Here is a 13,749-nt window from a genome sequence, read left to right on the forward strand (position 1 = left end):
CGGGTGGGACACCAGGAATTGCCGTCGTCTGCTGTGGCTTACCAAGACGCGGTGGTTGTGGCGATCACCAGCCTGGTGGTCTCGCCGTGCCCATGGCCTTGGTGACCGTGATCTCGATGACTACCCGTTCAGGGTTGGGCCGTGGCTGCTTATACCGCCGGGCGTAGCGCGCTTCGGCGTCTGCGACCGATGGGCGGTCGTCTTTGAAGGGTCTCAGGTGGGCAGCTTGCGCATGGCCATCACGGATCCATCCGGGTGTCCGAGACGGGGCCACCTCAGTCGGGATCCCAGGTGTCGAGGGCCCAGGTAGCCCGCCGGGAGTAGACCTCTGCGCGGTACTGCTCCACCGGCCCTCTGTGAGGTGGTGGAGGGGCCCTTCGCGACGCCGGAATACGCGGTTCCGTGCTGAACACCAGGCTCGGCGTTTGGTCCCAGGGGCCGATGTGCACTGCCTCCACGTGGGCTGAGGCGGAAGCGAGCTGGTCGTGCGAGGTAGCGGCGGCATTGCTGTGATTGCCCTTGCTCTCGATCGGGAAGACCCGTGACGGTTCTCCGGGCCTCCAGACCTCGGCGAAGAACCGCGGACGGTACAGATAGCCCGATCGAGGCCCTTTCTCCCTGCTGGTCAGCGCCCAGCCCGCCCGGAGGGTGGTGTCCGCCGGGACGATCGAGACGAGCTGCGGACAGCGTCGGCTCAAGACCTGCTTAGCCAGAGCCAGAGCGAAGCCGGTTCCGAGCTCAATGGGCCGTAGGGCACAGTTCAGTGCGTGACATCATCTGTCTTGGTGGGGTCTTGGGTGGGGCAGGAGAGTGACAAGCTCAGCCCACTGCCACGCCGTAGGGGCTGGCGCCGACGGTGACCGTGGCGACAACCTTGTTGGATTTGGGGTCGATCACCGTGAGGGTGCCCGCGGCCTGTTCCGTGACGTAAACCGCCTGGCGTGTGACCTCGATGTTGAACGGGTCGGTGCCGGTAGGGCCCACGGAAATGGTCGACGAGACCCGGTTGTTGCCGGTATCGATCACGGATACCTGGCCCGGGCCGAGAACGGCGGCGTAGACCGACTTGCCGTCTGGTCCGATCGCCACGTCGAAGGGCCCTTCGCCGACCGGCACGGCAGTCGCCTTACGGGTGCGGGTTCCGACGGCCAGGACACGTGCTGCGACCTCGTCGGCGACGTAGGCCGACTTGCCGTCGGGGGTGATGGCGACGCCCACAGGGGAGTGCCCCGCGGCGAGGTTCCCGGTGACCTGGCGTGTACGGGTGTTGATGACCGACAGGCTGCCCGACCCGGAATTGGCCACGTAGGCCGTACTGCCGTCACGACTGAAGGTCACGCTCACCGGGGACTTGCCGACCGGGATGCGTGCGGCCACCCGGTTGGTTCCGGTGTCGATCACCGACACGGTGTTCGAGCCCCCGTTGGCGACATAGAGGGATCTGCCATCGGGGCTGAGGCCGACACCCGTGGGGCTCTTCTCCACCGGCACGGTCGTGGTGATCTTGTTGGTGCGGGTGTCGAGCACCGACACCTGGGCCGAACCGTTGTTGGCGATGTATACGTGCCTGCCGTCCGGGGTAACCGCGACACCTTCGGGTGCCTTGCCGGCCTTCACGGTTGCGACGACCTTGTAGGTGCGGGCGTCGATCACCGAGAGGGTGTTGTCCTGCTGGTTTGTGACATACACACGGCCGCCGGATCCGGAGCCGGGTCCGACGGGCACGGGCGTCGTAGCGGCGGCATGCGTGTCGGCCGACCCGGCGGTCGTACATGAGGTCAGCAGGATCCCAATGGCCGCCGCGAGGGCGGGCCGGAGCGTCCTGGGGGGTCGTCGGCAGCCATTGCTGGCCCGGGACCGCAGGGCAGAGAACATCTCGCCTCCTGTGTGCATCGCAAGGTTCGGTCCGAAACCAGGCGTCAGATGGTCGACGGCCGCCCGGCGGCAGGGGTCGGGATCAGGTCACGAGTCCGCGGGCGTAGTAGTCCTTCTCGTCCCGGACTCCCGGAAGTGCGAAGAAGTAGCCCCCGCCCTTCGGCGTGATGAAGGGCACCAGTGCCTCGTCTTCCAGCCGGGTCTGCATGGCGATGTACGTGTTGAGTTCCTTCTGGTAGCAGACGAAGGCGTGCCCCATGTCCAGTTCCGGCGGATTGGGGCTGCGGTCGTAGTCGTAACTGCGACGCAGGATGGTGCTGGTCGGCGCGGTCTGCGGGGTCTGGGGATTGGCAAGGCGGATGTGCGAGTTCAGCGGGGTGATCAGGCCCTGCGGGTCGTTGGTGTAGATGGGGTCGAGGAGGTCCGTGGCGTTCTCGCCCACGGCATACATGGGTGCGCCGCTCGCCTTGCGGCGGCCGAAGATCCGCTCTTGCTGGGCGACGGGCACCTTCTGCCACGCCTCGATGTGGAAGTGCACGATACGCACCACGTGGTAGGTGCCGCGCGTGGCCCAGGCGGGTTCCCCGGACTTCGGCTGGGCCCAGACCCACTGGTCCATCTGGGCGGGATCGGTGGTGTCCGGATTGGAGATGCCGTCCTTGAAACCGAACCAGTCGCGCCGGACACCGACGGGGCGTTCCGGATTGCGTTGCCCGTCGATGCGCCAGCGCAGCTTCATCGCGGATGCGGTGTGGGTCAGGATGTCGATCAGTGCGTGCACCGTCGTGTCCCGGTGGTCGGCGCAGATCTGGATCAGCAGGTCTCCCTGGCTCAGGGCAGGATCGAGGTCGTCGTGGCGGAAGGGTGTCATGGTGACGAGCTGGACCGGCTTGCGCGCGCTCAGTCCGTAGCGGTCGTCGAACAGGGAGGCACCCACTCCGACGGTCAGGGTGAGACCGTCCGGTACGACCGCGGGTCCCAGGATGCCGTTGTCCGATGGCGTCGATGTCGGGGGGACCTTCGGGGGCCTGCCGCCCGCCGTCAGGAAGCGGGCCCGCGCAGTAAGTGTGCGGAACAGCTCGGTGAGTTCCGCGCGGTCGGCGGCGGTCACGTCGCACGAGAGGAAAATTCCGTCCTGTTGGGGCGGGGTGAGGATGCCGGCCTGGTGAACGCCGTGGAAGGGAATCACGCGGGATTGTGTGCGCTTGGCCTCGGCCACCGGGGCAGCGAGGGTCGTGCCCCCGCCCACGGCGATCCCGCCCGCCGCTCCGGCCAGACCCGCGGTGGCGCCCTGAAGAAACGACCGCCGAGCAAAGGCGCTCGCCGGGCACCCTCCGCCGCTCCACCCGTCATCCGCGCTCGGAAATTCTTCCTTGGTCATGGTTCCCCTAAGGCGGTGAGCCAGGTCGCAGCAGTACGGCACTGGCGTGAGCGGTTTCCATGAGCCGGCCCGGCGCCGAAAGTCGAAAAGGTGCACGACTGCATACGGCAGCCCCACCAGCGCCTGGATCGCCGCCAGTTGCATGACTGTCCGTAAAATGGAATATATCGGACACACGCGCTGATGCCACTCGCAGTGCCGCCAGTTGGCGAAGCCCTCACTGTCTACGTCGTGCGTCGGCTCGCGGCCTGTGGAGCGCGCAGCGGCGAGAAGAGCCTGGTCGCCTGCTGCAAAGGCCAGAGGTCTGCCGTGGCTGCCACGCGCGGGTACTGGGCCCCATCACCGCAGGACGGGGTCTGCCAGGAGTCGCCGCGTGCTGACGATGCGACCCGGCCCATCCGGGAGGACTGCCACGAGATTGCCCGGCACAAGACGCTCGCCTGGGCGGCCAGGCCGGAGCGCGATGTTCCGTTGTCAGGCAGTCGACGGCGGTTTCCTCAAGTAGTCGACGGCGGCGAGGTCGTCGTTGTCGTGGCCGGCTGCGACGGTTGCTTCCAGGCGGTCTCGGACGGCCTGGAGCAGAGGGCTGGGGGTGGCTGCTGCCGCGGCCAGTTCGATGTCCTTCAGGGCGAGTTGCACCGCGAATCCGGGCGCGTATGAGGCGTCGTCCATGACGCGTACTTTCTGCAGCTCGTACGGCATGGCGAGCGGGCCCGCCTCAAGCACCCGGACGAACGTCGCGTGGTCGACGCCGAGATCGTCGCACAGCGCGAGGACATCGCTCATGGCGACCGTCGAGGCAGCCATCCAGGCGTTGACCGCAAGCTTGACGGCGTTTCCCTCGACCCCCGTCCCGACGTGGAGCACGGACGAACCGAGATCGTCGAGCAGCGGACGTGCCCGTCCAAGGACGTCCTCGGGACCGGCAACCAGCCAGACAAGCTTGCCCTGCCGTGCGGGAGCAGTGCTTCCCGAGACCGGTGCGTCGAGGTACGCAACACCGTGATCACGAGCCAGACCGGCCAGCGCGTCGGCGTTCCGTGGCCCTACCGTGCTCGCCTGTACCCAGACGGCGTCGTTGTCGAGCCGACCGATGGCATCTGACATGACCTCCGCGACCGCATCGCCGTCACGGAGCACCGTGAGGACGACGGACGCGCCGGAGACCGCATCGCCCACCGCGCTCACTGCCGTGACCCCGGCAGCGTGCTCCGCCACCGCACGGGCCCTCTCCTCCGTACGGTTCCACAGCCGAACCTCGTGGCCACTCTCTCCGAGCCGCATCGCCATCGCGGAGCCGAGTGCGCCTGCTCCGAGAACAGCGACGGTGGAAGCGTGAGACATGGAAGATCCCTTTCCGTTTCCCCTTATCCATCTTCCGCTGGCACCCGGGTGTTCCCTGGCAAGGAAACGCAGCGCCCTACACGAGCAGTAAGCCGAACATCGGCGAGTCGGGCAGGACGGTGGCGTCCCGCTGGCCTGGTCCGGCAACCCGCTCGCGTTCCTCCATCCTGCGCATTGCCGCAACCGCTCACCGAGCGCACTCACATCGGCCGCGCTGGGCTCCCGGTGCTCAAGGAGCAGTTCTCCGGGCAGGTGGGCATCGACTGCCTGAGCGGGCTCTGGGTGGGTGACTGCGCTGGCTGGCGACCGTTCACGGGCGGAGGCTTGAGGCAGGCCGACGCCCCGTCGTCCCGGCGCCCCCGACCACAACCTGACCTAAGAGCCTTGACGAGACCTGCAAATTAGAACGTGCTCGACTGGACGATGTGTAACCACTAAATATCGATAGAGAGGTTAGGGATATGGTCCCCGCAGTTCACCACCGCACCGCCACCATCAACGGTCTCGAGGTCTTCTACCGGGAGGCCGGCGACCCGAAAGCCCCCGCCGTGCTCCTCCTGCACGGCTTTCCGACCAGCTCGCACATGTTCCGCCACCTGATCCCGGCGCTCACCGACCGCTACCACGTCATCGCACCCGATCACATCGGGTTCGGCAAGTCCGCGATGCCGGCCCTGCAGGACTTCCCGTACACCTTCGAGGCCCTCACCGACGTCACCTCCGGACTGCTCCAGCACCTGGGCATCGACCGGTTCGCGATGTACGTACAGGACTACGGCGCTCCCATTGGCTGGCGGCTCGCCCTCCAAGCCCCCGACCGCACCACCGCGATCATCACCCAGAACGGCAACGCCTACGAAGAGGGCTTCGTCAAGCCCTTCTGGGACGGCGTCTTCGCCTACGCCAAGGCCCCGGGACCGGACACCGAAGCGCCCATGCGGGGGGCCCTGACCCCCGAGATCACCCGCTGGCAGTACGTGAACGGAGTCGCTGACCCGAGCCTGGTCAGCCCCGACAACTGGGTCCACGACCAGGCGCTGTTGGACCGCCCCGGCAATGACGAGATCCAGCTCAAGCTCTTCCGCGACTACCCGACCAACGTGGACCTCTACCCGCAGGTCCACCAGTACTTCCGCGACTCCCAGGTCCCGCTACTGGCGGTCTGGGGCGCCAACGACGAGATCTTCGGCCCCGACGGCGCCAAGGCATTCACCCAGGACCTGCCCCACGCCGAGATCCACCTCCTCGAGTCCGGGCACTTCGCCCTGGAGAGCCACCTCGAGACCATCACCGAGCACATCCGCGACTTCCTCGCCCGCGTCCTCGCCTGACGCTCAGAGGGTCGGGGCGACTGCCGCGGCCGCGGGCCACCACCCCCACTGCCTCCACCTCGAAGTCCACGACAGCGAGCGCCACTCCCGCGTCCGTACCCCGCCCGCCGCACTGAGCGGAGAAGCCGGGCGCGGCATGCGCATCGTCCAGGAGCTCTGCGACGACTGGGGGCAGGGCCCTCACCGGCGACGGCAAGGCCGTCTGGAGCTGCTTCCGCCGGCCCGAGGCCCCCACCTCCCGCGGCTCCTGCACGCCCTGACCGTCAACAACCCCCAAACGCTGTGCACCACCGAGCGGCACGCCTCCTGCGCGACGTGCACGACGCCTACGACTTCCTGGCGCCCCCCACGCCCTTCAAGACCGGAACGGTAGCTTCACCACCGGCCTGGGGCCACATGCGGAGTCGAGGGCCTCATCGCAGGCCGGCCGGTGGGTTCGGCGGTGGAGGTGGCTCACGCGTCCGGAGCGACGAGGCTACGAAGCAGGGGAGTGGCGATCCGCACGATGTCCTCCACGTCTGCCTCGGCCAGGTCGGGCATGTGCAGCAGAAAGCGCTGGGCCGCGACACCCATCATGATCGCGCTGAACAATGCGGCACGCAGTCGCGCGTCGGGGGCATCGATGGTGGCAGCGATGTGGTCGGTGACCTCCGCGGTGACATGCCGGCGCAGCAGCTCTGCCGCTTCGTCGCTCGTCATGCTGGTCCGCAGGAGCACTGCCATGGGGCTGTCCGGATCTGCCGCCCAGGTGTCCAGCATGCCGCGCAGGCGGTTCTCCACCGTGTGGCCGGGGTCGCTGGTGGTGAGTTCGTCGTGGGGGATCTGCCAGTGGACGGCCTCGCGGAACAGGTCCTGCTTGCTGCCGAAATACTGGATCACCGAGGACTTGTCCACGTCAGCTTCGGTCGCAATGGCGCGGATGGTGGCGCGCTCGTAGCCGACTTCCGCGAACTTCCGCCGTGCGGCCGTCAGGATGCGCCGACGTGTGCGCTCGCCTTTGCGCTCCGGAAGGGCTGCTTCCTCGTCCGGGCCCCCTGAACCGGAATTCCGCCGCGCGGCCTGTCCGGGCGCATTCGTCACTGCATCGGCGCAGGTCAAAGTCGGTCCCCTTTCCGGTGCCGGTCCTGATGCTACAAGCACCTCCGCGCGGCGCCGGGGCCTTGGTGACGGCAGATCGGAAGGCTCCGCAGGGGGAGGAGCTGATGCTGTTGCACGGGGAGGGCCGGCCCTCACCACTACTGCACTCCGGCCGGTGGAGTGCCAACGGCCGGAGTGAGACGCAACGGTTCGGCGAAACCGTCACAGTGGTGGTGTGCGGACGAGAGCCGTCCGGCTCAGGCGGCCAGCGCTGCTGCGTCCTCCACCAGCCGGTCGAGGTCCGGCAGAGCGTGGGCCCGGCGCTGGAGTCCTTGGGCGCGGGACCGGTAGGAGCGGTCCTCCAGTACGTTGCGCACCGCCGCGGCCAGCGAATCGCGGGTGACGTCCTGGACGTCTATCCGGGTCCCGACGCCCAACTGCTGGAGCCGGCCGGCGTTGTGGGACTGCTCGGCGAACAACGGCACAGCCACCATGGGGACTCCGGCTGCCAGCGCCTCCCGGGTCCCGTTGAATCCAGCATGCGTAATGAACAAATCGCTGGACCGGAGCAGCAGTTCCTGCTGGACGAACGACGTCAGATGGACGTTGCCGGGGCGTGGTCCGTCCCACTGCCGCGGGTCGCGGTCCGCCCCCAGGGCCACGACACCGGTGACGGGCAGCTCTCCGAGTGTCTCGATGATGGTCTTCAGCAGAGCGTGGGCGCCGCCGGGAAGCCGGGTGGCGTTCGAGCCGAGGGTGGCGAGGACGAGCGGCCGGTCCGTGGAGAGTTGGGCGATATCCGGGTCGAGGGCACCCTGTGCCGTCTGCGCGGGAACCTGGTAGTAGCGGGCGCTGGGCAGTCGGCTGTCCGTGGGGTAGAAGTCCTCCGGAACGACTCCGGCACGGAAGGCGCGGAACGTGTGCCAGGCGTCGCTGACCGGCGCGAGGCCGAGCTTCCCCCGCTGCCGGTTGAGCTCCTTCGTCACGACGGGATGGGCATAGGGCGCCATCGGTGCGATGTCCAAAGCGCCGTGTGGGATGCCGAGGCTTTCCGCCGCCAGATAGCCGCCGTACTCGGTCGACTCGTGGAGGATCAGGTCCGGTTGCCAGCTCTTCGCCACTTCGAGGAGGTCGCGGGTGCCGGCCTCGGCAAGGTGCCCGACGAAGGCCGCAGCGAAGAATTCTGGCGCCATCTCGACGGTCACGGAACCGGCCTTCTCCATGCCCGGCGGGGGCCGGAGCCTACCGCCCTGGAGTGCTTCCCCCATCGACTGGACGTTGGGCAACGTTAACGCGGTAAGTCCGCGCTCCTCGATGTGCGGGACAACGCTGGCTCCCGTGGCGACGGCCACCTTATGACCCGCCTCTTGGGCTCTCTCTGCCACTGGCAGCACCAGGGGGGCGAGGTGCGAATAGATTGCCTGGGCGGTGATGAGTATGCGCATGGTGCTCGCTCTCCACGATGCGGTGCAGGCGCCACGGTGTGGGCCTCGCCCCGGGTTTCACGGCCGACTTCTCAGAAATAAACGCTTGTTGAGAATCTATCACTCGCCTTTCGCACCCCCTTCAGGGCCTCGTCGTGGTCTCGGGGGCACCGGCACTGGTCGACACACATAGCCAAGGCTCTCCGCAAGCAGGCTGTCCGCTAAGCCTTCCCGCTTGTGTCGTCTGCCCCGCCGCCTATCCGTGCGGCGGGGCGGCGGCCTTCCGTGGGTAGCGCAAAGGACCCGGCACCCGGTCCGATGGGGACTGGTGTCGGAGCCGACGACGGCGCCGTCATCGAAGGGCAGTTGGAGGACGTCGGCGAAGAATTGCCGTGTGTACAAGGGCAAGGGGCCTTCTCGAAGGTCGGGGCAGTGTGTCAGCGGCGCGGACCGGGTCGTCCGACGGGAGCGGCGGGCACAGTTGCGGTGGTGGTGCTCCAGCGCGGCACGCTGCGGGTGCCGAGGGACGGCGGGCGGCGCGACGCGGCGCTGCGCTGCACGTCGAGCGGTGTCGGGACCGGGGGCGGCGGTGGCGTGATCGGGGTGAGCTGGGCCTTGCCGCGCAGGGTGGAGAGCATCGTGTCCCGCCACCGGGGCAGCGGCGTGGGAGAGACGCACGTGGTGACCGCCTTGACCAGAGGCACCGGAGTGTTCGAGGAGGCCGTGGCGTACCAGTACGGCCGCTCTGCGGCGGTCCGCCCCACAGGAACCAGCGGGCCTCCAGCGGGGTCAGCTCTCGTTCCGGGGCCAGGCGGCCGGTGGTGTATTCCAGGCCGGCCATCGTGTCGGGGTCTGGAGTTCCATGACTCCCCAGCGGGGGTGCTGGAGTCTCCAGCCGCGGTTGATCAGCCGTGTCACTGCGCTGAACGCGGACAGCTGGGCATCCGCTTTCGTATCCGGGGCAGCCAGATAGGCGTCCGGTCCGTCGGTGTACGCCGTCGACAGGGCCTGGGTGAAGGGGGTGACGAACTCGGTCGGGGTCATGTCGTTGAAGCAAACGCCCCACTGGGGCTGGGCGAACGGGTCGGTGTAGGCGGTGATGCGCCACAGTCCGTCGTCCTCGCCCTCGGGCAGGTGGTCGAGGCGGAGGCGACGATCGGGAGCGGTCACGAAGGCATGAGAAGTTACGTGGAATCACCCCCTGAGACTGCCGTCAGCGGCAGGGGCGTCACCGCGGCCGAGGAGGCCCGTTGGACATCTCAATGATGTTGCAGGACAAATGGCCGATCGGTGACCACCTGGAGATCGTTCCGGACATCTGGGTGGTTCGTTAAATTTCTGGCTTGGCGAGGTGATCGGCGGTGCCACCGCGCCACTCGACCAGGAAGAGGCTCGCGTCATCGGTTGTGGTCCCGCCCCTCTCTCGCATCAGTGTGTGGGAGAGGCTCCGCACCATCTCCTGCACGTTTCCACTGGTGGGCCCGACGCGCTCGATGGTGTCGATCAAGCGTTCCTCGCCGAACTGCTCCCCGCCGGTTTTATGTTCCTCGACGACGCCGTCGGTGTAGAACAGCACCCGGTCGCCGCGCCGGAGCTTCCGCGTGCTGACCTGCGGTGTGTCACCGCCGAAGCCGACCGGCAGGGTTCCCGGGCTATCCAATGGCTGGATGACCCGGTGGCCGCGGATCAGCAGCGGTGCCGGGTGGCCGGCGTTGACCCATTGCAAGTGGCCCGTTCCGATGTCCATGCGCATCATCTGCGCCGTGACGAAGTGGTCGGGGCCGAACTGCTCATCGATAGCGGCATCCATGAACTCATACAGTTCGGCGAGCCCGACATCGGCGCGTCTGGCGTGCCGGTAGGCACCCACGGCGACGGTCGCCAGTACTGCAGCGTTCAAGCCGTGGCCCATCGCGTCGATGACGGCCAGATGCAAGATGTCGTCATTGAGGGCGTAGTCCAAGCTGTCGCCGGCGACGTCGTAGGCGGGCTCCATGATTCCAGCGACTGCGACCTGCGGGGTCTTCATCGACAGCGGAGGCAGCAATGACCACTGGATCTCCGCAGCCACGCTCATCGGTTCGCGACGCCGGGCCTGGAAGAACTGGTCCGTGTAACCGCCTTTGGTGACCAACATGTCGGCGACCAGGCCGGCGAGTCGTCGAAGCAACCGGCGGTCATCGTCGTCGACGCTGTCGAGGGTGAGGGCCATCACCCCGACCTCGTCGCTGCCGTCCAGTAGCGGCAGGAACATCCGTATGCCGTCGGCCTGCGGGTGCTCGACTGCGGTCGCGTGGAGGAAAGCCTCGCCGGCCCGGGATTCGAAAGGCAGTGGATCGCCGACTCTGAGCCCCCTGCCCGGCAGCGGCACCAGCATGAGCTGGGCATAGTCCTGCAGGAAGATCGAAACATTCCGGCCACCGATGATGCGCACCTCTTCCGCCACCAGCGGCGCGATGAGCTGGGGCGGCATCTCGTGAGCCCGGTCCAGCAGCTGCCCCAGCAGCCGCTCGCCGAATCCTTCCGACCGGTCCACCGGAACCCTGCGGTTCTCCTGCACAAATTCCGTCATGGGCACCTCAATTTTTGCCCGCAGACAGACAGCTTTCCTCTTCTGCCGGCTCCCCTGCTTTGCTGCCACGCAGACCGCGAGCACCGCACCGGCGTCCCCTCCAGCATCGCACCAGCTCACACCCCACGACATTCCTGTTGGGATGGATCTTGCAAACGCGGTTCCGCCCTGACTGGCCTGCCGCGCGAGCCTTCCCTGCCGGTACGCGGATAGGTTGCTGGCCGGGACTGACGGGACGACGAGATCGACATGGCGCCGTACGCGGTGGCCGAGTCTGTGCCCACGAAGACCATCGGGGTGCGGCTGCCGATCTGACCCCGCGGCCCGCGGCGGCTCGCACGAACGAGTGGGTTTCGGCGGAATAGGGAACTCCATATCCCACTCACAGTGCCTGCACATGTTGCTGGGCCAGGGTGATCGAGCCCTTCGGCGAAAGGGCTCACATGACCAGCACCATCACGCCTGGCTCGACAGCGACCCGCGCCGCACGGTCAGCCCCGCGTCCACCGAGTCTCGTCCCGGTCCTGGCGCAACTGATGATCTGGGGCGGTGCCGCCGCTGCCGTGTGGCTGTGGTGGAGCAACACCGCCGCACCGGCCACGGCCTCGGACTGGCTGCCCGCCGGCGTGCGCGTCGCCGGGCCGCTGGCCGGCTACGCCTGCGCTGTCCTCCTGCTGCTGATGGCGCGCGTGCCGCTGCTGGACCGTAGCGTCGGCAGCGACCGCCTGGCCCGCTGGCACGCATGGGGCGGCCGATGCACCGTCTCACTGGTGCTCGCCCACGTCTTGCTGCTTCTGGCGGGAAGCACGCTGGGCGGCGGGCACCCCGAGGGCGTGGAAACCCCGGGGGCCGGAAGCGGGGCCCCCTCTCTGTACCTCCTTGTCGAAGCCATCATCGGCGGTGTGTTGCTGCTGATCACCGCGGTCGTCTCCGCGCGCGCGGTGCGCCGCCGTGTCTCGTACGAGACCTGGCACTTCCTGCACTTCGCGACCTATCTGGCGGTCTTCTTCGCCTTCTGGCACCAGGTGGCGATGGGCGAAGACCTCGTGGGGAACCGCGCGGCCAACCTCGCCTGGTACGCCATGTACATCACGGTGACGGTCCTGCTGGTCTGGTCCCGGTTCGCCCTCCCCTTGCGCCGCGCCCTGTGCCACCGGCTCAGGGTCGCCGAAGTGCGACCCGAGGCTCCCGGCGTCGTCTCGGTGTATGTGACCGGACACCGGTTGGACGAGCTGCGCGCGGAGGCCGGCCAGTTCTTCCGCTGGCGGTTTCTGAGCAGCGGCATGTGGTGGGCCGCCAACCTGTACTCCTTCTCGGCCGCACCGCACCCGGAATATCCGCGCATCACGGTGAAGGCAGCAGGCTCCCACAGCGCGGCACTTGCCCACCTGAAGCCCGGCACCCCGGTGCTGGCCGAAGGGCCAGCCGTGTCAGCGGCGGGCGCTGAGATAGCGATTCCCCCACAGCCACCTCGCTCGGACGACGGACAGACGTAGTTGTGGACGACTACCTTTCCTGACTTACGCCGGTAGCGGTGTCCCACCAGACCTCGATGGCATTTGCTGCACCGCAGGATTCCGGAGAGAAAGTACTTGTTGACCGGTGCGGTGCCGGCCTCGCCGGGCTTGATTCCGGCCTTCTGGCGGCGGCGTTGCCACTCGAACTGGACCTGGGGCCAGTGCTTGGGGGTGACGATGGGGTCCCACGACCCGAGCAAGGGGCGTCCCTCGTCATCGAAGAGGGCCAGTGACCAGCCGTCCCCGCCGGTAGCGGCTTGGACCCGATGTTTCCCCGCGTAGGAGACCATGCCCGCGTAGCGCGGATTGCGGAGCATCTTGGCGACCATCGTGGATGAACATGTGCGGGCGGCAGGAGGCTTGATCCCTTCGGCGTTGAAGGTCCTGGCGATGCTGTAGGCCGATTCCCCCGACGTGAAGTCCTGGAAGATTCGGACGACGACGTCGGCCTCGTCCGGGACGAGCTGCCTTTGTGCTCGCCCTTGCGGATCCAGCCGTACGCGATGCGGCCTTGGGCGAGTCCGTTCTGTGCGGCGGTGAGGTGTTGGCGGGCGACGCGGTGGGCGGTGTCCTTGGAGGGCTTGAGCGCCATCACGTACATCATGCGGGCCTTGTGGCGGTCGCTGTCGTTGATGAGGTTCATGCGGCCGCCGGTGCCTCCGGTGACGGGGCGCTCGACGTATTTGACGATGTCGATGAGGTCTTCGAGATTTCGGGGTTGGCGGGCGAGCCGGTCGAGGTCGTAGAAGATCACGCCGTCGATGACGCCGTTGGCGAGGTCGGCGAGGAGCTGGCGGAATTCGGGGCGCGGGACGATCCAGTCGATGGAGCCGTCGGGCCTGATGACCTTGCGCTTCTTGAAGGCGGAGGTGTCGTTTTCCCGGTAGATCTTGGCGAAGGGGCCCCAGCGCAGGCAGGCGCGGGCGTCTTCGAGTTGGCGGTCGAGGCAGGTTTCGAGGCCGAAGCGGTTGGAGGAGGTGCGGAGGTAGGCGTCGGGGCGCTTGGGGGGAGTAGGCCGCTAGGTGGTCGTAGAGGTTGAGGGTGACCTGGCCCCCACGGGCGTGCGCGGGGACGTCGAAGTCCTCCCAGACGGTCACGGCTGTCGTCACGGTGTCGGCTCCTGGTGCTCGTCGGCTCCGATACCGGGCACTTTCCGGCGAACTCAGGGGCTGGGTGGTGTCGTGGATCCGCTGTACGTTCCGCGGCCGCCACCCTGGATACTGATCAC

General features: G+C 67.7%; 10 protein-coding genes and 3 pseudogenes. 2 read left to right on the plus strand and 11 right to left on the minus strand.

Going from position 1 to position 13,749, the window contains the following annotated elements; genetic code table 11:
* Positions 1-819: 819 nt before the first annotated feature.
* The 3 genes from DY245_RS29565 to DY245_RS29575 form a co-directional block, all read right to left on the minus strand.
* A complete protein-coding gene (locus DY245_RS29565; RefSeq protein WP_128510262.1) occupies positions 820-1,893 on the minus strand; it encodes a YVTN family beta-propeller repeat protein in 1,074 nt (357 codons plus the stop codon).
* 64 nt (positions 1,894-1,957) lie between these two features.
* Positions 1,958-3,433, minus strand: a complete 1,476-nt coding sequence (locus DY245_RS29570) for a Dyp-type peroxidase (protein WP_244943339.1) — start codon at positions 3,431-3,433, stop codon at positions 1,958-1,960.
* 297 nt (positions 3,434-3,730) lie between these two features.
* Positions 3,731-4,804: an NAD(P)-dependent oxidoreductase gene (locus tag DY245_RS29575; RefSeq protein WP_280525010.1), complete on the minus strand. Its 1,074-nt coding sequence runs from the start codon at positions 4,802-4,804 to the stop codon at positions 3,731-3,733.
* 257 nt (positions 4,805-5,061) lie between these two features.
* On the opposite strand from DY245_RS29575, the gene DY245_RS29580 reads away from it, so the two are divergent.
* A complete protein-coding gene (locus DY245_RS29580; protein WP_128510264.1) occupies positions 5,062-5,931 on the plus strand; it encodes an alpha/beta fold hydrolase in 870 nt (289 codons plus the stop codon).
* Positions 5,932-6,384: 453 nt separating this feature from the next.
* Here DY245_RS29580 and DY245_RS29590 read toward each other — a convergent pair whose 3' ends face one another.
* The 6 genes and pseudogenes from DY245_RS29590 to DY245_RS29605 all read right to left on the minus strand — a co-directional run bounded on the left by DY245_RS29590 (position 6,385) and on the right by DY245_RS29605 (position 11,004).
* On the minus strand, positions 6,385-7,011 hold the full coding sequence (locus tag DY245_RS29590; RefSeq protein ID WP_244943340.1) for a TetR/AcrR family transcriptional regulator: 627 nt from the start codon (positions 7,009-7,011) through the stop codon (positions 6,385-6,387).
* 254 nt (positions 7,012-7,265) lie between these two features.
* Positions 7,266-8,276, minus strand: a complete 1,011-nt coding sequence (locus DY245_RS29595; RefSeq protein ID WP_244943341.1) for a glycosyltransferase — start codon at positions 8,274-8,276, stop codon at positions 7,266-7,268.
* A 593-nt stretch (positions 8,277-8,869) separates the two neighbouring features.
* Positions 8,870-9,136, minus strand: coding sequence for a hypothetical protein (locus DY245_RS46935; protein WP_244943355.1), 267 nt, complete (start codon positions 9,134-9,136; stop codon positions 8,870-8,872).
* 9 nt (positions 9,137-9,145) lie between these two features.
* A pseudogene (locus tag DY245_RS46940) lies at positions 9,146-9,196 on the minus strand (hypothetical protein); the annotation flags it as partial.
* A 25-nt stretch (positions 9,197-9,221) separates the two neighbouring features.
* Complete coding sequence (locus DY245_RS46945) at positions 9,222-9,602, minus strand: SPDY domain-containing protein (protein WP_244943342.1); 381 nt, start codon at positions 9,600-9,602, stop codon at positions 9,222-9,224.
* A gap of 160 nt (positions 9,603-9,762) precedes the next feature.
* A complete protein-coding gene (locus DY245_RS29605; RefSeq protein ID WP_128510265.1) occupies positions 9,763-11,004 on the minus strand; it encodes a PP2C family protein-serine/threonine phosphatase in 1,242 nt (413 codons plus the stop codon).
* 443 nt (positions 11,005-11,447) lie between these two features.
* Between DY245_RS29605 and DY245_RS29610 the strand changes: the two genes are divergently transcribed.
* Entirely contained in the window at positions 11,448-12,500 is a 1,053-nt protein-coding gene (locus DY245_RS29610) for a ferric reductase-like transmembrane domain-containing protein (protein WP_128510266.1), read from the plus strand.
* Here DY245_RS29610 and DY245_RS48440 read toward each other — a convergent pair.
* Positions 12,494-13,204: pseudogene (locus DY245_RS48440) on the minus strand (recombinase family protein); the annotation flags it as partial. The gene DY245_RS29610 and the pseudogene DY245_RS48440 overlap by 7 nt on opposite strands.
* Positions 13,102-13,452 (minus strand): annotated as a pseudogene (locus tag DY245_RS48445) (recombinase family protein); the annotation flags it as partial. The pseudogenes DY245_RS48445 and DY245_RS48440, both read right to left, overlap by 103 nt.
* Positions 13,453-13,749 lie beyond the last annotated feature (297 nt).

The organism is Streptomyces inhibens, from assembly GCF_003389455.1.
Taxonomy (GTDB): Bacteria; Actinomycetota; Actinomycetes; order Streptomycetales; family Streptomycetaceae; genus Streptomyces; species Streptomyces inhibens.

Coding starts and splice junctions, on each gene's coding strand:
- DY245_RS29610 (WP_128510266.1), top strand. CDS start 11,448: ATGACCAGCACCATCACGCCTGGCTCGACAGCGACCCGCGCCGCACGG.
- DY245_RS29565 (WP_128510262.1), bottom strand. CDS start 1,893: ATGCACACAGGAGGCGAGATGTTCTCTGCCCTGCGGTCCCGGGCCAGC.
- DY245_RS29605 (WP_128510265.1), bottom strand. CDS start 11,004: ATGACGGAATTTGTGCAGGAGAACCGCAGGGTTCCGGTGGACCGGTCG.
- DY245_RS29580 (WP_128510264.1), top strand. CDS start 5,062: ATGGTCCCCGCAGTTCACCACCGCACCGCCACCATCAACGGTCTCGAG.
- DY245_RS29595 (WP_244943341.1), bottom strand. CDS start 8,276: ATGGGGGAAGCACTCCAGGGCGGTAGGCTCCGGCCCCCGCCGGGCATG.